Genomic DNA, 19,312 nt, shown 5'->3' on the forward strand with positions numbered 1-19,312 from the left:
CTCTTTTATTATTACAGCTTGTCAAGCAGCAGCTTGAGCCAGGCGTCGTTCATGGCGGGGGTGTCGCGCAAGGGGAATTCCAGCCCCAGCCGGTCGTATTTTTCCAGGCAGAGTTTGTGGAACGGCAGGAACTCCAGCTTTTCCAGATTGGGGTAGCTTTCCGCCTTTGCCTTGACCAGCCGCAGATGCTCCAGGCTGTCCGTCAGGCCGGGGACGACCACATGCCGGATCCAGAGCGGGACGCCCTTCATGGCGGTGAGCTGCAAAAAGCGTTCCACCTGCGTGAGGTCGGCGCGGCAGTATTGGAAATAGTCCGCCTGGGTGAGGAATTTCAGGTCGCACAGCACCAGATCGGTATGGCGCAACACACGTTCAGCCCCGGCAAGATTGCCGACGCCGGAGGTGTCGAGCGCGGTATGTACGCCCTGCGCCTGAAGCTTTGCGAAAATTTCTTCCACAAACGGTGCCTGCAGCAACGGCTCGCCGCCCGATACCGTCACGCCGCCGGAATCGCCCCAGTAAGCGCGGCAGCGCAACGCCTTTTGAACCAGCGCGTCTGCTTCAACCGTGTCGCCGCCTTCTGCCGCCCAGGTATCCGGATTGTGGCAGTAGACGCAGCGCAGCGGGCAGCCCTGCAGGAATACGACATACCGTATACCCGGCCCGTCTACCGCGCCGAGCGACTGGATGGAGTGGATGCGTCCGGTCATCGTTGCACAACCTTTCTGGTGGGATAGGAACGGATGGCCCCGCGGCAAAAGCGGGGAGTACCGGCGAAAGCCGCTGCGGGAATTCTCTGAATCCAGGCGGAATGAGCTGCCCGTTCGCGGCCGTTATACCGCCTCGTGGAAGGTGCGGGAAATGACCTCGCGCTGCTGCTCGCGGCTGAGCTTGTAGAAATTGACCGCATAGCCGGAAACGCGGATGGTCAGGTTGGGGTACTGCTCCGGATGCTCGTAGGCCGCCAGCAGTGTTTCCCGATGGAGGACGTTCACATTGAGATGGTGGGCCTTCTGCGCAAAGTAGCCGGACAGGATGGAGACCAGGTTGCCGATGCGCGTGTCTTCGGTCTTACCGAGCGCGTCCGGCGTGATTGAAAACGTGTTGGAGATTCCGTCGCGGCAGTATTCATAGCTGAGCTTGGCGACCGAATTGAGCGACGCCAGCGCGCCGGAGGCGTCGCGCCCGCTCATCGGGTTCGCGCCGGGTGCCAGCGGCTCGCCCTTGCGGCGCCCGTCCGGCGTGTTGCCGGTTTTTTTGCCATACATCACGTTGGAGGTGATGGTCAAAATGGACAGCGTATGCACCGCGCCGCGATACAGCGGGAACGCGCAGAGGGCTTCGTAGAATTTGCGCACCTGCTCGCACGCGATCTGGTCGGCCCGATCGTCGTCGTTGCCGAAGCGGGGAAAATCGCCCTCGATCTCAAAATCGACGATGACGCCGTTCTCTGGATGGCGGATCGGGCGCACCTTGGCATAGCGAATCGCCGAGAGGGAGTCCGCCATGCAGCTCATGCCCGCGATGCCGAACGCCATCAGGCGGCGCACCTCGGTGTCGTGCAGCGCCATCTGGCTTTTTTCATAGGCATACTTGTCGTGCATATAGTGGATGGTGTTCATGGCCGAAACATAGGTTTTGGCCAGCCAGGGGCGGTAAAAATCCATCCGCCTCATAACTTCATTATAATCCAGATATTCGCCCTCGTAAACCGGCATTTCCGGACCGACCTGCTCAAATTTATTTTCGTCCCGACCGCCATTGATCGCCAGCAGCATCAGCTTAGCGATATTGGCGCGCGCGCCGAAGAACTGCATGTCCTTGCCCACGCGCATCGCGGAAACACAGCAGGCGATCGCGTAGTCGTCGCCGTAGAAGGGGCGCATCACATCGTCGTTTTCGTACTGCAGCGCGTCCGTATCGATCGACACCTTGGCGGTAAACCGCTTCCAGTTTTCGGGCAGCCGCTCGCTCCACAGCACGGTCAGGTTGGGCTCGGCCGCGGGGTTGAGGTTATACAGCGTGTTCAGCATGCGGTAGCTGTTTTTGGTGACCATATGGCGGCCGTCCTCACCCACGCCGCCGACCGCCTCGGTGATCCACATCGGGTCGCCGCCGAACAGCTCGTTGTATTCCGGCGTGCGCAGGTGGCGTGCCATGCGCAGGTGCAGTACGAAATCGTCCATGATCTCCTGCGCTTGGGCTTCGGTCAGCACGCCTGCGCGCAGGTCGCGCTCGAAGTAGATATCCAGAAAGGTGGAGGTGCGGCCCAGGCTCATCGCCGCGCCGTTCTGCTCCTTGATGCCCGCCAAGTAAGCGAAGTACAGCCACTGAACCGCCTCCCGCGCGTTTTCGGCGGGACGGGCGATATCAAAGCCGTAGGACGCGGCCATTTTGACTATGTCCTTGAGCGCCCTGATCTGGTCGGACAGCTCCTCTGCGCAGCGGATCTCCTGTTCGGTGGTCGGGATCCCGCCCAGCGCGTCCCTGTCCTTCTGCTTTTCCACGATCAGGCGGTCCACGCCGTACAGCGCGGCGCGGCGGTAGTCTCCGATGATGCGCCCGCGGCCGTACGCATCCGGCAGGCCGGTCAGCAGGCCGACGTGCCGCGCCTCGCGCACATCCCGCGTATAGGCGGAGAACACGCCGTCGTTATGCGTTTTGTGATGCCTGAATTCTTCCTCAATCCTGGGGGAGACCTCATAGCCATAGGCCTTGCAGGCGTCGCGCACCATGCGCATCCCGCCGAACGGGTTGCAGGCGCGCTTGAGCGGCTCGTCGGTCTGCAGGCCGACGATGACCTCGTTTTCCCGATCCAGATAGCCCGGGCCGAACGCGTCAATCGTGATAACGGTTTCGGTATCGATATCCAGCACGCCGCCCTTTTCGCGTTCCGCCGCGAGCAGGGCCGCGAATTTTTCGCGCATCCGCACGGTGCGTTCGGTCGCGGGTGCGAGGAAGGCGCCGTCGCCGTCATAGGGGGTGTAGTTTTTCTGAATAAAGTCGCGGACGTTGATCTCTTTCTGCCAATCGCCGCCGGTGAAGTTGTGCCATGCGTTCATTGATCGCTTCTCCTTTTCCTGGTCCGGCTGCCCTTTTCTGCATGCAAAAAAGGGCAGCATCGCTTGTTGCTTGCGACACTGCCCAGACGGTCGGCATTTATTGCGGAACCCCTGCTTCCCGGTGGTTTACGCTCCACCTTGCCCGTCAGTCGCAGGGAATCTGTCATGGCTTTAGGATATCATAGCGGGCAGGGAAAGGCAACTGCCGAAACTGACAAAAATTTTGTGAAAAAAACAGCATAGTCTGCCTGTCCCGTCAAAAAGCGAACAAATGTAAAACTGTGTAAAACCTTGGGTAAGCTCTTCACAAGCGGGGGAAAATGGCGTATGATAAGGATATAAAAACGAATGGGAGGAAGAACTGCCATGAGAATCGGAATGCTGACAAGCGGCGGCGACTGCCAGGGCTTGAACGCCGCGCTGCGCGGCGTGGCGAAGACGCTGTATAACGAATTTGGGGACAAGCTGACCCTGTACGGGATTCGGGACGGCTACCGCGGGCTGATCGAGGGAGATTACCATGAGATGAAGGAATCCGATTTTTCGGATATCCTGACGGTGGGCGGCACCATTCTTGGCACCTCGCGCCAGCCGTTCAAATCCATGCTCAAGGCGGAGGAGAACGAGGAAACCAAGCTCGAGAAAATGCTCAAAACCATTAAGGAGGCCAAATTCGACTGTTTGGTGATTCTGGGCGGCAACGGCACGCACAAGACCGCGAATCTGCTGTCCGAGCATGGCGTTCATGTGGTGACGCTGCCCAAGACGATCGATAATGACCTGTGGGGGACGGAGATGACGTTTGGCTTCCAGTCCGCGGTCGATATCGCGACAACGGTCATCGATTCCATCCATTCGACCGCGTTCTCGCATTCGCGTGTGTTCATTGTGGAGGTCATGGGGCATAAGGCAGGCTGGCTGACGCTGTACGCGGGAATTGCGTCCGGCGCGGATGTAATCATTATTCCGGAAATCCCGTATAGCGCCAAGGCCATCGCCAAGGCCATCCAGAAGCGAGAAAAAAGCGGCAAGCGTTTCTCCATCCTCGCGGTCGCCGAGGGCGCGATCAGCCAGGAGGAGGCGAAAATGAGCAAAAAGGAGTTCAAGGCCGCTCGGGAAGCCATGCCGTATCCCTCGATCTCCTACCGGATCGCGGAGGAATTGAAGGAGCTGACCGGCCAGGAGATCCGTGTGACCATCCCCGGCCATTACCAGCGCGGCGGCGCGCCCTGTCCGGCGGACCGCCTGCTGACCAGCCGCCTGGGCGTGGCGGCGGCCCAGTTAATCCGCGACGGGAAGTTCGGCAACATGGTTGCGGTGCAGGACGATAAGATCGTCCCCGTGCCGTTGTCCGAGGTGGCGGGCAAGCTCAAGACCGTCCCGCCGGACAGCGATATCGTGCAGGCGGCGCGCGATCTGGGGCTGTCCATGGGGGACTGACCCGAAATGGATGAAAAAGCACCGGAGCATAGCTCCGGTGCTTTTTTGCCGAAAACGGATAAAACAAAAGCGTCCGGACATGCTAACAGGGCGGAGCGGCGGAAAATATCCGTTTTTGGACAGAATTCACAGCTTCCGCGAGGTAAAACAGGGCCAATGCCGGAATTTTTCCAGAATGATAAGGATATCCCTGTCTAAACTTGACAAACTATCAAATGAAATATATAATCAAAAATAAGTTAGCTATTGCTAACTAAAAATAAAAAGGAGTTTTGTTTATGTCTTTGATTCATAAGGAAATCAGCGATTTTTCCGTGCAGTCCTATCAGAATAATGCGTTTCATACCGTCACCAAGAAGGATATCCTCGGCAAGTGGAGCGTGTTTTTCTTCTACCCCGCGGACTTCACCTTTGTGTGTCCGACCGAGCTGGAGGACCTGGCCAACAAGTATGCGGAGTTCAAGGCCGTCGGATGCGAGATCTATGCGGTGTCCTGTGACACGCATTTTGTCCACAAGGCATGGCACGACACCTCCGACCGTATCAAGAAGATCGAATACCCGATGCTGGCGGACCCGACGCACGCGCTGGCAAAGGACTTTAAGGTGTATATCAAGAAGGACGGCCTGGCGGAGCGCGGCAGCTTCATCGTCAATCCGGAGGGCCGGATCGTTGCTTACGAGGTAACGGCGGGGAATGTGGGCCGTAACGCGGACGAGCTGTTCCGCCGCGTACAGGCGAGCCAGTTTGTTGCCGAGCATGGCGACGAGGTGTGTCCGGCCAAGTGGCAGCCGGGCGCGGAAACGCTCAAACCCAGCCTGGATCTGGTCGGCCAGTTGTAAGGGCGTCGCGGAAAACAGCGGGGAGAGCATAGGATGAACCAAGATGTTTTGTATGACGCTGTTGTTGTCGGCGGCGGTCCGGCTGGATTGACGGCGGCATTATATCTGGCGCGTGCGCGTTACCGTGTACTGGTTGTGGAGAAAGCACGGTTCGGCGGGCAGATCACGATTACGGCCGAGGTGGTCAACTATCCCGGGGTGGAGCGCGCCAGCGGCGCGGACCTGACCGAAACAATGCGCAGGCAGGCGCAGCGCTTCGGCGCGGAATTCCTGCTGGCCGAGGTCACGGAGCTTAAACTGGACGGGGATATCAAAACGGTCCGCACCAGCCGGGGCGACCTGCGGTGCTTCTGTGTCCTGCTGGCGACCGGCGCGCACCCGCGGATGGTCGGTTTTAAGGGCGAGGAGGCGTTCCGCGGGCATGGCGTGGCGTACTGCGCCACCTGCGACGGCGAGTTTTTCACCGGCAAGGATGTTTTTGTGGTCGGCGGCGGCTTCGCGGCCGCGGAGGAGGGCGTGTTCCTGACCAAGTATGCCAGGCATGTCACCATCCTGATACGGGGCGACGATTTCAAGTGCGCGCCGTCTGCGGCGGCTGCGGCGCGCAGCCACGAGAAGATCACCGTACGGACGCATACCCAGGTGGAGGAGGTGTCGGGCGATACGGCGTTGCGTTACCTACGCTACCGCAACAGCCAGACCGGCGAGGTCACCGAGTACCGTCCGCCCGAGGGGGATACGTTCGGCGTGTTTGTGTTTGCGGGCTACCAGCCGGATACCGCGCTGCTGCAAGGCAAGGCGGAGCTGAACGCACAGGGCTATGTTGTGACCGATGCGTGCCAGCGCACCACGCTTCCCGGGGTGTATGCGGCGGGCGATGTCTGCGTGAAAAGCCTGCGTCAGGTTGTGACCGCGGTCGGTGACGGTGCGCTCGCGGCGACCGAGATAGAGCGCTGCGCGGCCGAGCTGCAGCGAAAAACAGGGCTGATCCCGCAAAAGCCGCAGATGGAGCCGGAATCGCCCGTGCAGGCAACGCAAGCGGCGGAGGACGGCTTGTTCTCAGCCGATATGCTGGCGCAGCTTCATACGGTGTTTGACAAGATGGCGTCCCCGCTGCGGCTGTGTCTGTATCTGGACGACCGTCCGGTTTCGGCGGAACTGAAAGCCTATATGGAGGAACTGGCCGGCCTGACCGATAAGCTGTCGGTCGAAGTGGTACAGTCCGAAGCGGCGGACCAGCCGTTTGTCCGCATCTGCCGCGCGGACGGCGCGCCGACCGGCCTTGCGTTCCATGGCGTGCCGGGCGGGCATGAGTTTACCTCGTTCGTTCTGGGGCTGTACAACGCGGCAGGGCCGGGGCAGGCCATCGAGCCTGCGGTAAAGGCGGCGGTGGAAGCGCTGGACAAGCCGGTCGAGTTGAAGATACTGGTTTCCCTGTCCTGCACGATGTGTCCGGAGTTGGTCACGGCGGCGCAGCGCATTGCGGCGGAAAGTCCGCTGGTTTCCGCGGAGGTATATGACCTGAACCATTTCCCCATGCTGCGGGAGCAATACCATGTAATGAGCGTACCGTGTCTGGTCGTCAATGACGGCAAGGTTTCATTCGGCAAAAAGAACATGGCGCAGGTGATGGACCTAATACGGAACGAACAAAAAGGATAAACAAAGCGCCGGAACGGCTGTAGAGCCGCTTCGGCGCTGTTTTATGCGGCTGGTCTGGATTCAGCAAAGGGAATCCAGCACCGCGTCGAGAAAATGACAGGGTGATAGCTGATGCCTGGTGAACCTGTCCGCCAGGCCGCGGACAAAAATCTCGTCGCAAGAGACATCAGGGATAAAAGCAAGCTGCGGAACGCCCTGTTCCGGCGCGCAGCAGCGCAGGCCGAAGGAGACATACCGTGTTCCGGCCTCCGCGGAAAAGAGCGTTTCTCTAACAGGATAATACTGAAGCTGTGGCATTGAGACCGACCTCCTGAGTAAATGACGTGACATCAATTTCGAGTAGGATGATCAGCCGGAGCATAACAGGCGTACTGGGAAGATGCGTCCCTTTTTCAATATGCTGGTACCAGCGTACCGAGATCGAGGCCGCCTCAGCGACCTGTTGTTGCGTCCAGCCGTGCTGGGTGCGCGCTTTGAAGAGTTCGCGAGAAATTGTAGAATTTAGAGACATGGTTTATTACCTCCTTCTTTAGAGGAAACATAAACCACGAAAAATGAAACAGAAACGAACTCATAGTTCAGGTTGTGGAAAATGACGAAAATTTCCTTTTAATCCAATAATTAGCGGAAAAATAAAGGGAAATAGTGTCGGAAATCCTGAATTAAAGCGCGATATTTGTCGATTGAATTTATATGCGGTTGCAGGAAAAATATACAAATATTTTTAAATTAATACAATTTATGGAAAAAGAAAGGCTTGCGCGGAGGCAAGCCTTTCAGGATGGGTGGAGGATGTTTTTTTATTTTTATATTTTAGTATTCCTTTATTACTGAAGTAGTGGAAGGAGATTCAATGTAATTTCCATTAGAATCTGTCACATAAACGGTAATTTTAGTAGTATAAGTGCCGTGGTCTACCCAATATGTATCACTTGCATTCACACCAACAACACCTGAGCCAGTATGAACCCAAGACTTAATTGATTTCCAAGAATAGTTTTCCATCTTTAGGAGTTCTATAGTCATGCGGATGTTGTAGCCAGGATGTACGCTTGCAAATCCTGAACAGGTCGCCTGCCCGAAACTAGAGATACTTAATCCGGCAGACATATTCATAACCTGTTCATACATTAATTCGATATCACTGTCTTCTTTAGTTGACACATCAACTGCAAAGGCGAAATTCGAACTTAATATCATGCTCAAAATAGCGAATATACATAGTAGCCTTTTTTTCATTTTTACCCTCCTGATTTATCCTCCATTTAATAAATACAGCAGAGTAAATTTTGCACCAATTATTTTTCGGAAATTCCTTCAGCTACTTTGATCAGTTCGTCTTGATTAATTTGAGATTGTAATAGGAATGTGCAGCCAGTAGACGGATCAGTAAAAATCAGATTCCAAAGTTCACCTTTTTTAAAAAGTTGGCCTGCCTTTCCATTTATTGTTATAGATGAAATTATGTCAACATCTTCAGTGTCTGTTATAACCGAACGGTCATTGTCTGTAATACTAATAAGAATATATTCATTTTCATTGTTTATATTTACAAAGTAAATACGAGTTGAATTATCTATTTCTGTATACATATGTTGACTAAATCCTTGGGGAAGATAATCAAAGTTATATTTTTGATTAGAATTATCTTGTGTTCCGTATTCGGTTGCAACAGAGCTATCCGTATTGAAAAAATTTAAGAATTTCGACCTCGCTCCGGCGTTCGCCAAGGTGGCCAAAAACAGCGCGATCAGCACCGCCGCCACCGGAATGAGCCGCTTTGCAATACGGCGCCGCTTCGGGGGCGCGGACTTTTGGGCAGCCTGCGCCAGCTTGTCCTTCAACTGCTGAATCTGCGCCTCGGTCGGCTGCTTGGGTACGCCGTCCGGCAGGTTTTTCTCTTCTTCAAGCAGTTCTTCCCCATACTGCTCCATATATTTTTGCATCATCAGACGCAGATAAGCCTCCTCCAGATGGTTCTGGAGTTCTGCTTCCTTGTCGGTCCCTTTATATTCAAAAGAGTCGTTACGCATCTTCGAGCTCCTTTTCCAGTTCTTTTTCAAAGCCCGGCGCGCTCTGGTCAGAGCGCTTCTGATAGACGCCGGCTTGAGCCCGACCAGATCTGCAATCGCGGCGTCGGGCAGGTCCTCAAAGTATTTATCGAGCAGCAGCTCGCGGTCTCGGTCGCTCAAGCGCTCCAACGCGCGCCGGAACGCTTCGGCGGTTGCCTTTTTATCAAACAGCAGCGCAGGATCGATCGACCGGTCCGCCAGACCGGTTTCGATTTCATCCGTTACCTTGTAGCGGCTTCGGTTGGAGTATACCCGCCGCGCACGGTTGAGAAGTGACTTGGTTATGTAAGCGATCTGCTTTGCTTCGGGAAGCGTTTTCAGCAGTTCAGTTTTGGAAAGCATTGCTACAAAGGTATCCTGAATGATATCGTTGGCATCGTCAATGCCGGAAAACGAATTGAGTTTGCTCACCCATAGACCGTAGTGATCCGCATAAAGATGGATGAGCAGGGCTTGTGATGCGGGGTCATTTTCTTCGGTTTTGGCGAAAAGAAAAGATATCATGTCAGCATACTCATTTCTGTGGGATGATAGGGCAGTTAGAAGCCGGCACGGATGGGGGGCTGGGCAGTTTTTCCGAGGTAAGCTCCTGTATGCGCTGGGCAAAATTTAAAATCAGTTTGATATCGCTGTCGTTGAGTCCTTTTAATGTATTAACTGTTTCATGAAACAGCAGGGTGGCCGCCGGATCGGTGTCAAAAAACTGAGCGGGTGTGATACCGAAATAGTCGCATATATTGAGCAGCTGCTTGACCGAAGGCTGCGATTTACCCGAAGTGATCCCCTGAATATAGCTTTTGCTTAAGCCTAACTCCAAAGAGAGCTGGTATTCGGATATATCCTTCTCAAGCCGAAGCTGCGTAATGCGCTGGCCGATAAAATGAGAGTACATGGAGAATCACCTCTTGCATTGATGATACAACATAGATTCCCCAAAGACTCTGATAATAGAAGTCGTTTTATGGAAATAGTCCAATTATAAGCGGTAATTTAATGGTGTGACTTGTAAAAAAACGGATTTTATACAAATTTAAGTGGTAGCATTGGAAATATGAGGAATTTCTTCTAGGATGACAAAAAAGAAAATGAAGAAATTGTATAAAATAGTATTATTTTGGTAAATTAAGTGAATAATTCATGCTTTTTCGTCCAATTATATCATATTTTTAATAGGTAATCAATAAATGCAATTACACATCCGGCATGTACGGGACAATACGGCAAAACGCGGCCGGCGCAAAAGAAAAACAGACTGCGGCGGTGGCATCGACATAGGCAAGGCGGTTGCTGCGGTGGCGACCAACGGCCGCTCGAGCTGGGATTACGCGGCGCTGGAAACCAGGCCGTATGAGGAGGTCGCTATTCCGCCGCTTCTCCCGATTGCGGTGCCGACAACTATTCGGGCGGCCACCGGAAAGTGGCCAGACGGTAAAAATAACCACAGGCGCCCGCAGCAAAACGCTGCGGGCGCCTGTGGTTTGTCCAGACGGAGGGATACCCCGTCTGGACGGAGAAGAAAGAGAAGTGAAGAAGTGTATCGTAAAAGAGAAAGCGCACGGTCAGACGGGAGAAAGCGGGAGCTTTTCCCCGAAGCGCTGCTCATATTCCGCGGCGAGCTGTTCGCGGAAGCTGGGATGTGCGATGGTGATCAGACGGCGGGCGCGTTCCCGCAGCGTCTGGCCGCGAAGCTGCGCCACGCCGTATTCCGTCACGATATAGTTGACATCGCACCGGCTGGTCGTGACCGGCGCGCCGGTCGTCAGCGTGGGTACGATTTTGGAGGCTGAACCGTCGTTGGTTGTGGAATGCAGGGCGATGATCGACCGTCCGCCTCTGGAAAGGTTCGCGCCACGCACAAAGTCCATCTGTCCGCCGATGCCCGAGATCTGCCGCAGGCCGATGGCCTCGGCGCAGACCTGTCCCTGCAGGTCTACCTCCACGCAGGAGTTGATCGAAACCACGTTGTCGTTTTGTGAAATAACCGCGGGATCATTGCAAATATCCACCGGAAGCATCCGTATAAGCGGGTTGTTATCCACATAATCATACAGCCGGCGCGTCCCCATCAGGAATGTCACCGTGATCTTGCCGGTATCGCGCTGCTTGCGTCTGCCGGTGATCACGCCGCTGTCCAGCAGCGGCAGGATGCCGTCCGAGATCATTTCGCTGTGTAGGCCGAGGTCGTGCTTTTCCCCCAGAAAAGAGCAGACAGCGTCGGGCAGCGCGCCGATGCCAAGCTGCAGGCAGTCCCCGTCCTGCACCAGGCCGGCGATATATTTGCCGATCTGCCGGTCGGCGTCGCTGATTTTCGCCGGCCTGGATTCGGGAAGCGGCTCCCAAGAGCACAGGAAACCATCGATTTCGGACACATGCACAAAGGTTTCGCCATAGGTGCGCGGCATGTTCGGGTTGACCTCTGCGATCACGGTTTTGGCGGATTTGACCGTCTGCGCGCCATAATCGCAGGACAGACCGAGGCTGACATAGCCCCGTTCATCCGGCGGGGAACAGGTAAACGCGAACACATCGACAGGCAGCGTGCCGTCGCGGAACAGACGCGGCACATCGGAAAAGAACACAGGGGTATAATCCGCGCGGTGCTCCGCGATCGGCTTGCGTGCCAGCCCGCCGACAAACAGTGCGTTGTGGCGGAAATGCGGCTCCATGCCGGGCTGCAGGTACTCGCCCGAGCCGAGATAAACCATATGCGCGACCTCAACCTGGTGGAACTGTTCCGCCAAGCGCGCCATTGTCCGCTGGAAAATGATCGGTTCGCCGACCGCGTGGCCGAACACCACCCGATCGCCATCCTTGATGACCGAAACTGCCTGCTCCGGCGTCATCGTATGCTCCTTATAATAGGTTCTCCAATCCATTGATCTTTCCGCCTTTCCAATGCCTGCGATTACTTGATACGGGCAATCTTCTTGGCGAGTTCTTTTTTCATTTCGAGGTTGGACTGTCGTGCGATCATGATGCGCTGGGCCTGCGGGGAGCCTGCGCCGTGCATGGACTCGGGCAGGTAGCCAACCGCGGCCGTACCCATCGTCATGTTCTCGATCAGCCGGAGCACGCGCATGCGGTCCTCGGTCGGCACGCTTGCCACCCCCTTGAGGTACTTCTCGATGTAGTCGTGCGTCGCCGGATTCCGGTAGTCCGCCTCGCTCGGCTGCGTCACCATCAGACCTCCCGCAAGGTCCTGCGCCAGCCGCGCAATCTCATACGGGAACCGCGTCACATTCTGCTTGCATACGTTCGCCAGCAGCAGGTCGATCAGGTAGTTGCCGCTCTTTGTCTTCGTTCCCTGGCTGGAGCATGCGATGCCACAGCAGTACAGCGTCTCGTTCAGGTGCGTCATCTCGATCAGCTTATCCTTTACATGGCTGGCCTTCGCCGAGCCTGCCATATCGCCCGCAAGCGCCGTCGCGCCGATCAGCACGTCGCCCACGCCTACCTTGCACCCGCCGTAGCTCTGGCGGTGGTAGCCCGCGAACCGCTCTACCATCATGCCCGCGAACTGCACCTCCCCGTTCAGGAAGATCATTTCGTTCGGGATGAACACATGGTCGAAGATCACCAGCACCTCATGCCCGCCGTAGACCTTGTTGCCCACGTCGATGTCGTTGTATTCCTCGGTCTTGCGCGTGTCGCACGACTGCCGCCCAAGGATCAGCGTAATGCCTTCCGCGTCCGTCGGGCAGGCGAACGAGATCGCGTAGTCCTCGTCCCCCTCGCGCATCGAGATCGTCGGCATCACCAGCACATAATGGCTGTTGATATAACCGGTCTGGTGCGCTTTCGCGCCCGTGACGTAAACGCCGTCCGCCGTGCGCTCCACCACATGCAGGAACAGGTCCGGATCCGCCTGCTTGGAGGGGGACAGGCTGCGGTCGCCCTTGACGTCGGTCATCGCGCCGTCCACCGCCCAGTCGTTCTCCTGCACGTCGGTCCAGAACTTCACGAAGTTATCAAAGTAATGCGTGCCGCACGCCTCGTCGGTTTCATAGGTGGTGGAGTAGACCGCGTTGGACGCGTCCATGCCGACGCAGCGCTGGAAGCAGGCGGCGGTCTTCTGCCCCAGCAGGCGCTGCATCTTCACCTTCTTGATCAGGTCGTCCGTGGACTGATGCAGATGGGTGAAGCGGTTGATCTTCTTGCCCGTGAGGTTGGAGGTCGCGGTCATCAGGTCCTCGTACTGCGGATCCTCCGCCAGCTCATAGGTCGCCGCGAACGAGTTCAGCGACGGGCGGATGATCGCGTTATCCACCGGATTCTCCACCTTTTCCCCAAAGCTGTACAGGTTCAGGTGCAGCTTCCGCAGGGACTCGATATATTGGTCTTTGGTCATCATATCGATCAAGTATCCTTTCTTGTTTGATAAATATCGGTACAAAAGGTGTATGGAAGATGTTATGATCCGATCCGGACAAGCACCTTGAATGCATCCTTGTGCGTCTCCGCATAGTCGAACGCGTCCGCGACCGCGTCAAAGGGAAATACCTTGCTGATCAGCAGGTCGAGCGCCTCGTCCAGCATGCCGGAGGAAACCAGATTGACCGCGCAGGAGAAGGCATATTGGCTGTGGATGCGTACCCCCTGTACGCGCAGCTCCTTGGCGAACAGCTTGCCGGTATCCACCGGATAAGGCTCGCGCGTCATGGCGATCTGGACGATGGTGCCGGTATTCTTGGTGTAATCGACGCAGTTGGTGATAGCGGAGGGGACGCCGGCGGCCTCAAAGCTGACGTCGTAGGGCTTGCCGCCGTTCGCGGCGAGCAGCTTGGCCGCGAAATCGTGGTCGAGCGGGTTGAGGGCGATGCAGCCGAGCTTTTCCGCCAGCACGCGCCGGCTTTCCACGACCTCGGAAACGACCACCCTGCGCGCGCCCGCGGCCTTGGCAACGCAGGCGATGAGCTGGCCGATCGGGCCGCCGCCTACGATGAGCGCGCTTTCCCCGATCTTCAGGCCGCTCATGCGCACGTCATGGACCGCCACCGCGAGTGGTTCGATCAGGGCTGCCCGCCGCAGGTCCACACTTTTGGGGACGCGGTACATCTTTCTGGTTTTTACGCGCACATATTCGGCAAAGCCGCCGTCCGCGTGTACGCCGATGATCTTCAGATGCTCGCAGACGTTGTCCTCGCCCTTGGCGCAGGCGTCGCAGCGTCCGCAGGTCAGCAGCTCCTGCGCGACGACCGTGTCGCCCAGCTCAAAACCCTCGGCACCCTCCCCACTGATCTGCACCAATTCTCCGACGAACTCGTGGCCGGGTACCAGCGGGAACACCGCCGTGGGATGGTGGCCGTTAAACACATGGATATCCGTGCCGCAGATACCGATGTACTGCACCCGTATCAGCGCCTCGCCGCTTTCCAGCTCCGGACGGGGGATCTCAGTTAGGTGCATTTTGAGAGGCTCTTCAATAACCAATGCTTTCATATAACAGCCTCCTTACCGTGCTTTTCGGGCGATTGCTTTTTTCGCCGCTTCCACAATATAGGGTGCGGTCAGGCCGAAGCGGTCGGCCAAGTAATCCACTGGCCCAACCTCGCCAAATTCATCGTGTACGCCGACCATCTCGAGGGGTGCGGGCTGGTTTTGGCACAGGACCTCGCACACCGCGCTGCCCAGGCCGTTGATGATATTGTGGTTTTCCGCAGTCACGACTGCGCCGGTCTGCGCGGCCGCCGCGATGATTGCCTGCGCGTCGATCGGCTTCCAAGTGAAGATGTTGAGTACGCGGGCGCTGACGCCCTGTTCCTGCAGCGCGGCCGCCGCCTTGAGCGCTTCCGCGACGCAGAAGCCGGAGGCGATGATCGTGACGTCCGTTCCCTCGCGCAGCAGCACGGCTCTCCCAATATCGAAAGTCGCGCCGTCATGGAAGACACGGACCGTTGTCTTCCGGACGAGGCGCATGTAATGCATGCCGTAGACGCCGGCAATCTGCCGCATCAGATCCCGCAGCATAACGGTGTCCACCGGCTCCAGCACGGTCATGGTCGGTATGCCGCGCATGATGCCCATATCCTCAAACGGCATATGCGTGCCGCCGTTGAGCGCCGCCGTGATGCCGGGGTCCGAGCCGACGATCTTGACATTGAGCTTTGCGTAAGCGCCGGATACAAAGATCTGGTCGCACGCGCGGCGTGTTGCGAACGGCGCAAACGTATGCGCGAACGGGATTTTGCCGGCCGCGGACAGGCCCGCGGCCACGCCCATCATATTCGCCTCCTGGATGCCGCAGTCTACGGTCTGCTCGGGAAATGCCTTGGCGAAGGGCTTTGTACCCATCGCGCCCATCAGGTCCGCGTCGAGTACCATGATGTCCCGATTCTGCCCGGCCAGCTCCATCAGTGTGTCACAGAAGACCGAACGCATTTCCACGGGGTCGTTGCTGAGCTTTTCTTCTAACTGAAATTGCATAAGTCTATCCTCCTGCGGACTTAATACGAGTCGATCGTAGACTGCATTTCCGAAAGCGCCTCTTCCAGCTCCTCCGCTGTCAGGCCGCGGCTGTGGCTGCCCACCTGGCCGGCGGATTTGCTCCAGCCGTTGCCCTTGATCGTATGCAGCACGATCATGGAGGGCTTATCCGACTGCGCCCTGGCGTTTTCGATGGCCGTGTTGATCGCCGCAACGTCGTGGCCGTCCGCCTCCTGCGCATACCAGCCGAATTCGCGGAATTTGGCGGTGATATCGCCCAAGGCACAGACCTCGTCGGTCGTACCGTCGAGCTGCAGCTTGTTGTAATCGACAAAGGCGATCAGGTTGGAGAGCTTGCGCTGGGCGGCGAACAGCGCCATTTCCCAGACCTGCCCTTCGTCGATCTCCCCGTCGCCGAACACGGCGAACACGCGGTTATCCTTGTGGTCGAGCCGCAGCGCGAGCGCAATGCCCGCGGCGGCCGAGGCGCCCTGGCCGAGCGAGCCGCAGGTCATATCAACGCCGGGGGTTTTCGTCCGGTCGACATGGCTGGGCAGGTTGGTGTGCGGGCGGTTGAGCGTTGCCAGCTCGGACACGGGGAAAAAACCCTTGAGCGCGAGCGTGGCGTACAGCGCCGGACCGGCGTGACCCTTGGACAGCACCAACCAGTCACGCCCCTCCCAGCGGGGGTTTTTAGGCTCGTAGCGCATCTGATTGCAGTACAGAACGGAGAGCAGGTCGGTGATGGACAGCGAGCCGCCCAGATGCCCCACGCCCAGGCCGGCGATCATTTTTACGACCTCCATCTGCACCTGCTTGGAAAATACCTTCATTTCCCGAATTTTTTCGGCACTTAACATAATGATCTCCTTCGGTTTTCAGGGATTGTTTTGGTCAACCGTCTAAGAACTTCTTTTCCGGCCCGGGCGGCGAGTAGATCCAGAGCAGCCGGAGCTGCTCCGCGCCGGTGTTGCGGAACTGGTGCGGCTCTCCTTTTTCGATCGCGATCAGGTCGCCCTGCTGCACCTGCACCTCCTGCCCTGCGATCCGGCCTGTGCCGGTCCCATGGACGACGAAGATCAGCTCCTCGCTGTCCGGATGCGCGTGCTCCTCATGCACCTGACCCGGGTCGATCAGGGCCATGCCGCAGCCGTAGGCGTCCCGTCTGGCGGGCGAATAGGGCGAGGCGAACAGCTTGATCCGCCGCTCGTTGATGGTGCCGGGGTTGATGACCTTTCCTTTTACGCTGTCAACAGTGAATTTGAGCATAGGCTATCGGCTCCTTTCCGTCCGGTCAAATGCCCAGGTATGCTTTCTTCAGGCTTTCATCCTGCAGCAGCTTTTTGCCCACGTCCTGCATGACGACCGTGCCGTTCTCAATGACATAGCCCCAGTCCGAGATGGACAGCGTCTTACCGACGTTCTGCTCCACAATCAGGATCGCGGTGCCGCGGTCGCGGATCATCTCGATGGTCTGGAACATTTCGGTCACCAGGATCGGCGCGAGGCCCCAGGAGGGTTCGTCCATAATCAGCAGCTTGGGGTTGCTCATCAGTGCGCGGGCCATGGCGACCATCTGCTGCTCGCCGCCGGAGAGCGTACCGGTGAGCTGCCGGCGCCGCTCGAGCAGGCGCGGGAAAATCTGGAACATCTCTTCCTTGTTTTCCTTGCGGCGCTTGCGGGACTCCTTGGTGCAGGAGCCGATGTCGAGATTGTCCTCCACCGTCATGTTGGGGAAGAGCTGGCGGCCCTCCGGCACCAGGCAGACGCCTTTTTGCATGATCTTGTCGGGGGAGAGGCCGTTCAGCTTTTCGCCGTTGTATTCCGCCGTGCCGCTGGTGAGCGGAATCAGGCCGGTGATCGCCTTGATGAGTGTGCTTTTGCCGGCGCCGTTGCCGCCCACGATCGCGACGATCTGATTGTCCGGCACCTCCAGCGAAATGCCGTGGACAATTTCACCGCCGTTGTAGCCGGTGCGTAAATCGCTAATTTTCAGCATTGTCAAAATCCTCCCCCAAATAGGCGCTGATCGCACGCTTGTCGTTGGCGACCTGCTCGGGCGTGCCTTCCACCAGCTTTTCGCCCCGGTGCAGGATGTAGATTTTGTCGCACAGGGACATGATCGTCTTAATATCGTGCTCGATGATCAGGATGGTAACGCCCGCGTCGCGCACCTTGCGGCAAGTGTCGACCAGCTCGAGCTTTTCCTGCGGGTTGCAGCCGGCCATGACCTCATCAAGCAGAATAAGCTCCGGACCGACCGCCAGCGCGCGGGCGATCTCCAGCTTTTTCTTGTCCACAGTGGTCGTGTTGTTGGCGATCATATCCAGATCGCAGGTCATGCCGACCAGACCAGCAACCTCACGCGCCTTCTGCTCCACCTGCCTGGCGTTGGTGGTGTGCAGGAACGCGCCGACCATGATGTTCTGCAGCACGGTCATGTCGCCGAACGGCTTTGTGACCTGGAAGGTGCGCGCAAGCCCCATCCTGGCCATGTCCTCGGTCCTGGCCTCGGTGATATCCTGGTCCTTGAAATAGATTTTGCCGCTGGTCGGGTGGTAGTAGTTGGCGATCATATTGAACAGGGTGGTCTTGCCGGCGCCGTTGGGGCCGATCAGCCCGACGATCGCGTTTTTCTCAATCTCGCCGGAAAAATCGTTTACCGCTGTCAGGCCGCCGAACTGCTTGGTCACATGTTCCATTTTAACGATTACTGACATTTTCTTATCCCTCGCTTCGTACATATTTGCGCGGTGCCTTTGCCGGCGGCGGTTATTTGGACGCCGCCTTGGACTGTTTCCTCTTTCCATGCGCGCCGAACAGCTTCTCCTCGATCCACTGCGCCGCCTTTACGACATATTCGCACAAACCGTGAGGCATAAAGTAAACGACCAGCATCATGATAACGCCGTACAGGAATAGGTTCAGGCCGGACATCGTACCCGCGAAGGTGGCGGACAGGTATTCCGACAGGGGGACCAGCACGACCGCGCCGATCACGGGACCCATAACGGTGCCTTGCCCGCCGATCAGGGCGATCAGGGCGATCTGTACCGCCAGGTCGTAGCCGAAAATGCGGTCCGGACCGATGTAACGGAAGTACTGGGCATAGAAAGTACCGGCTAGGGAGATCATAAAGCAGCTGATGCCCATGGCGATCAGCTTGTACTTGGTCACGTTGATGCCCAGGCTCCGCGCGGCGTCGTCGTCGCTGCGGATCGCGACCAGATAATACCCGAGCTTGCTTCTGGACATTTTCCAGGTGACAAAAACGCCGATGGCCAGCAGGATAAACGCAACATAGTAGTAGCCCAGCTTGCTGCGGAACTCATACATAACGGCCTGATAGCCCGTCTGGGTCAGCGACCAGCCGGAGCCGCCCTTGAGCGGGATTGGGCCGAGGTTTTCCGTGTTCAGGACAAAGGTGCCGAATATTTCGCAGATCGCGATGGAGGCGAGCGTGAAATACGGACCCTTGAGGCGGAAAGTCGGATAGCTGATGACAACGCCGATCAGCATGGCGACCGCCGCGCCGATCAGCATGCCGATCCAGGGGGAAACACCCTTGGTTTCCAGGAGGATCGTAGAGATATAGCCGCCGATGCCCATGTAAACCGAATGGCCGAGCGACATCGTGCCGGCGTAGCCGCAGATCAGGTTCCAGGCGACCGCTGCAAATGCATAGAAGCAAACCAGGATCAGGATGCTCTGCATATAGGTGTTTGCCAGCAGCGGCGCGACAAGAAAGCACAGCGCTGCCAGCCAAACGAAAAATTTACCCTTAAAAATAGAATTTCCTTTATAGCTCATA

General features: G+C 57.2%; 20 protein-coding genes and 1 riboswitch. Of the genes, 4 read left to right on the forward strand and 16 right to left on the reverse strand.

Annotated features, from left to right (window positions below; all coding sequences use genetic code 11):
• Positions 1-11: 11 nt before the first annotated feature.
• Together pflA and pflB are read right to left on the reverse strand one after the other, a co-directional pair.
• Positions 12-710, reverse strand: a complete 699-nt coding sequence (gene pflA, locus RX717_RS00780; RefSeq protein WP_107631263.1) for a pyruvate formate-lyase-activating protein — start codon at positions 708-710, stop codon at positions 12-14.
• 123 nt (positions 711-833) lie between these two features.
• Positions 834-3,062, reverse strand: coding sequence for a formate C-acetyltransferase (gene pflB, locus RX717_RS00785; RefSeq protein ID WP_107631262.1), 2,229 nt, complete (start codon positions 3,060-3,062; stop codon positions 834-836).
• Positions 3,063-3,135: 73 nt separating this feature from the next.
• Positions 3,136-3,225: riboswitch (ZMP/ZTP riboswitch) on the reverse strand.
• A 203-nt stretch (positions 3,226-3,428) separates the two neighbouring features.
• On the opposite strand from pflB, the gene RX717_RS00790 reads away from it, so the two are divergent.
• The 4 genes from RX717_RS00790 (at position 3,429) to RX717_RS00805 (ending at position 7,006) form a co-directional block, all read left to right on the forward strand.
• The gene (locus tag RX717_RS00790) at positions 3,429-4,502 is read left to right on the forward strand and encodes a 6-phosphofructokinase (RefSeq protein WP_054328165.1); all 1,074 of its coding nucleotides are present in this window, start codon (positions 3,429-3,431) and stop codon (positions 4,500-4,502) included.
• Positions 4,503-4,508: 6 nt separating this feature from the next.
• Entirely contained in the window at positions 4,509-4,700 is a 192-nt protein-coding gene (locus RX717_RS00795) for a hypothetical protein (RefSeq protein ID WP_159068122.1), read from the forward strand.
• A gap of 80 nt (positions 4,701-4,780) precedes the next feature.
• Positions 4,781-5,344: an alkyl hydroperoxide reductase subunit C gene (gene ahpC, locus RX717_RS00800; protein WP_054328166.1), complete on the forward strand. Its 564-nt coding sequence runs from the start codon at positions 4,781-4,783 to the stop codon at positions 5,342-5,344.
• Between the two features lie 33 nt (positions 5,345-5,377).
• A complete protein-coding gene (locus RX717_RS00805; protein ID WP_054328167.1) occupies positions 5,378-7,006 on the forward strand; it encodes an FAD-dependent oxidoreductase in 1,629 nt (542 codons plus the stop codon).
• Positions 7,007-7,066: 60 nt separating this feature from the next.
• Here the strand turns inward: RX717_RS00805 and RX717_RS00810 are convergent, their stop codons facing one another.
• The 14 genes from RX717_RS00810 to RX717_RS00870 form a co-directional block, all read right to left on the reverse strand.
• On the reverse strand, positions 7,067-7,303 hold the full coding sequence (locus RX717_RS00810; RefSeq protein ID WP_054328168.1) for a DUF6514 family protein: 237 nt from the start codon (positions 7,301-7,303) through the stop codon (positions 7,067-7,069).
• The gene (locus RX717_RS15835) at positions 7,275-7,517 is read right to left on the reverse strand and encodes a helix-turn-helix transcriptional regulator (RefSeq protein WP_082397365.1); all 243 of its coding nucleotides are present in this window, start codon (positions 7,515-7,517) and stop codon (positions 7,275-7,277) included. The genes RX717_RS00810 and RX717_RS15835 overlap by 29 nt, the downstream gene beginning before the upstream one ends.
• A 302-nt stretch (positions 7,518-7,819) precedes the next feature.
• Positions 7,820-8,245 (reverse strand): hypothetical protein, encoded by a 426-nt coding sequence (locus tag RX717_RS00815; RefSeq protein WP_107631261.1) that lies wholly within the window; start codon positions 8,243-8,245, stop codon positions 7,820-7,822.
• Positions 8,246-8,304: 59 nt separating this feature from the next.
• Entirely contained in the window at positions 8,305-9,582 is a 1,278-nt protein-coding gene (locus tag RX717_RS00820) for a sigma-70 family RNA polymerase sigma factor (RefSeq protein WP_316960495.1), read from the reverse strand.
• Positions 9,583-9,592: 10 nt separating this feature from the next.
• A complete protein-coding gene (locus tag RX717_RS00825; RefSeq protein ID WP_054328171.1) occupies positions 9,593-9,970 on the reverse strand; it encodes a helix-turn-helix domain-containing protein in 378 nt (125 codons plus the stop codon).
• Positions 9,971-10,637: 667 nt separating this feature from the next.
• On the reverse strand, positions 10,638-11,954 hold the full coding sequence (locus RX717_RS00830; RefSeq protein ID WP_316960496.1) for an acetyl-CoA hydrolase/transferase family protein: 1,317 nt from the start codon (positions 11,952-11,954) through the stop codon (positions 10,638-10,640).
• Between the two features lie 29 nt (positions 11,955-11,983).
• Complete coding sequence (locus RX717_RS00835; RefSeq protein ID WP_390125245.1) at positions 11,984-13,429, reverse strand: 4-hydroxyphenylacetate 3-hydroxylase family protein; 1,446 nt, start codon at positions 13,427-13,429, stop codon at positions 11,984-11,986.
• Positions 13,430-13,488: 59 nt separating this feature from the next.
• Positions 13,489-14,517, reverse strand: coding sequence for a zinc-dependent alcohol dehydrogenase (locus RX717_RS00840; RefSeq protein ID WP_107631258.1), 1,029 nt, complete (start codon positions 14,515-14,517; stop codon positions 13,489-13,491).
• Positions 14,518-14,529: 12 nt separating this feature from the next.
• Positions 14,530-15,501: a transketolase family protein gene (locus RX717_RS00845; RefSeq protein ID WP_107631257.1), complete on the reverse strand. Its 972-nt coding sequence runs from the start codon at positions 15,499-15,501 to the stop codon at positions 14,530-14,532.
• A 20-nt stretch (positions 15,502-15,521) separates the two neighbouring features.
• On the reverse strand, positions 15,522-16,361 hold the full coding sequence (locus RX717_RS00850; RefSeq protein ID WP_107631256.1) for a transketolase: 840 nt from the start codon (positions 16,359-16,361) through the stop codon (positions 15,522-15,524).
• A 34-nt stretch (positions 16,362-16,395) separates the two neighbouring features.
• A complete protein-coding gene (locus RX717_RS00855; RefSeq protein WP_054328357.1) occupies positions 16,396-16,770 on the reverse strand; it encodes a cupin domain-containing protein in 375 nt (124 codons plus the stop codon).
• Between the two features lie 25 nt (positions 16,771-16,795).
• A complete protein-coding gene (locus tag RX717_RS00860) occupies positions 16,796-17,500 on the reverse strand; it encodes an ABC transporter ATP-binding protein (protein WP_054328356.1) in 705 nt (234 codons plus the stop codon).
• Positions 17,487-18,221 (reverse strand): ABC transporter ATP-binding protein, encoded by a 735-nt coding sequence (locus RX717_RS00865; RefSeq protein WP_159068121.1) that lies wholly within the window; start codon positions 18,219-18,221, stop codon positions 17,487-17,489. The genes RX717_RS00860 and RX717_RS00865 overlap by 14 nt, the downstream gene beginning before the upstream one ends.
• Positions 18,222-18,273: 52 nt before the next feature.
• On the reverse strand, positions 18,274-19,311 hold the full coding sequence (locus tag RX717_RS00870; RefSeq protein WP_159068120.1) for a branched-chain amino acid ABC transporter permease: 1,038 nt from the start codon (positions 19,309-19,311) through the stop codon (positions 18,274-18,276).
• Position 19,312: the final 1 nt, after the last annotated feature.

This window comes from Intestinibacillus sp. NTUH-41-i26, assembly GCF_032769475.1.
GTDB classification, from domain to species: domain Bacteria; phylum Bacillota; class Clostridia; order Oscillospirales; family Butyricicoccaceae; genus Agathobaculum; species Agathobaculum ammoniilyticum.

What these genes read in the sequence shown, in the direction of transcription:
- pflA (WP_107631263.1), bottom strand. Translation starts at nt 710, where the DNA reads ATGACCGGACGCATCCACTCCATCCAGTCGCTCGGCGCGGTAGACGGG.
- RX717_RS00810 (WP_054328168.1), bottom strand. Translation starts at nt 7,303, where the DNA reads ATGCCACAGCTTCAGTATTATCCTGTTAGAGAAACGCTCTTTTCCGCG.
- RX717_RS00815 (WP_107631261.1), bottom strand. Translation starts at nt 8,245, where the DNA reads ATGAAAAAAAGGCTACTATGTATATTCGCTATTTTGAGCATGATATTA.
- RX717_RS00790 (WP_054328165.1), top strand. Translation starts at nt 3,429, where the DNA reads ATGAGAATCGGAATGCTGACAAGCGGCGGCGACTGCCAGGGCTTGAAC.
- RX717_RS00835 (WP_390125245.1), bottom strand. Translation starts at nt 13,429, where the DNA reads ATGATGACCAAAGACCAATATATCGAGTCCCTGCGGAAGCTGCACCTG.
- RX717_RS00795 (WP_159068122.1), top strand. Translation starts at nt 4,509, where the DNA reads ATGGATGAAAAAGCACCGGAGCATAGCTCCGGTGCTTTTTTGCCGAAA.
- RX717_RS00845 (WP_107631257.1), bottom strand. Translation starts at nt 15,501, where the DNA reads ATGCAATTTCAGTTAGAAGAAAAGCTCAGCAACGACCCCGTGGAAATG.
- RX717_RS00830 (WP_316960496.1), bottom strand. Translation starts at nt 11,954, where the DNA reads ATGGATTGGAGAACCTATTATAAGGAGCATACGATGACGCCGGAGCAG.
- RX717_RS00805 (WP_054328167.1), top strand. Translation starts at nt 5,378, where the DNA reads ATGAACCAAGATGTTTTGTATGACGCTGTTGTTGTCGGCGGCGGTCCG.
- pflB (WP_107631262.1), bottom strand. Translation starts at nt 3,062, where the DNA reads ATGAACGCATGGCACAACTTCACCGGCGGCGATTGGCAGAAAGAGATC.
- RX717_RS00865 (WP_159068121.1), bottom strand. Translation starts at nt 18,221, where the DNA reads ATGTCAGTAATCGTTAAAATGGAACATGTGACCAAGCAGTTCGGCGGC.
- RX717_RS00870 (WP_159068120.1), bottom strand. Translation starts at nt 19,311, where the DNA reads ATGAGCTATAAAGGAAATTCTATTTTTAAGGGTAAATTTTTCGTTTGG.
- RX717_RS00860 (WP_054328356.1), bottom strand. Translation starts at nt 17,500, where the DNA reads ATGCTGAAAATTAGCGATTTACGCACCGGCTACAACGGCGGTGAAATT.
- RX717_RS00850 (WP_107631256.1), bottom strand. Translation starts at nt 16,361, where the DNA reads ATGTTAAGTGCCGAAAAAATTCGGGAAATGAAGGTATTTTCCAAGCAG.
- ahpC (WP_054328166.1), top strand. Translation starts at nt 4,781, where the DNA reads ATGTCTTTGATTCATAAGGAAATCAGCGATTTTTCCGTGCAGTCCTAT.
- RX717_RS15835 (WP_082397365.1), bottom strand. Translation starts at nt 7,517, where the DNA reads ATGTCTCTAAATTCTACAATTTCTCGCGAACTCTTCAAAGCGCGCACC.
- RX717_RS00825 (WP_054328171.1), bottom strand. Translation starts at nt 9,970, where the DNA reads ATGTACTCTCATTTTATCGGCCAGCGCATTACGCAGCTTCGGCTTGAG.
- RX717_RS00855 (WP_054328357.1), bottom strand. Translation starts at nt 16,770, where the DNA reads ATGCTCAAATTCACTGTTGACAGCGTAAAAGGAAAGGTCATCAACCCC.
- RX717_RS00840 (WP_107631258.1), bottom strand. Translation starts at nt 14,517, where the DNA reads ATGAAAGCATTGGTTATTGAAGAGCCTCTCAAAATGCACCTAACTGAG.
- RX717_RS00820 (WP_316960495.1), bottom strand. Translation starts at nt 9,582, where the DNA reads ATGATATCTTTTCTTTTCGCCAAAACCGAAGAAAATGACCCCGCATCA.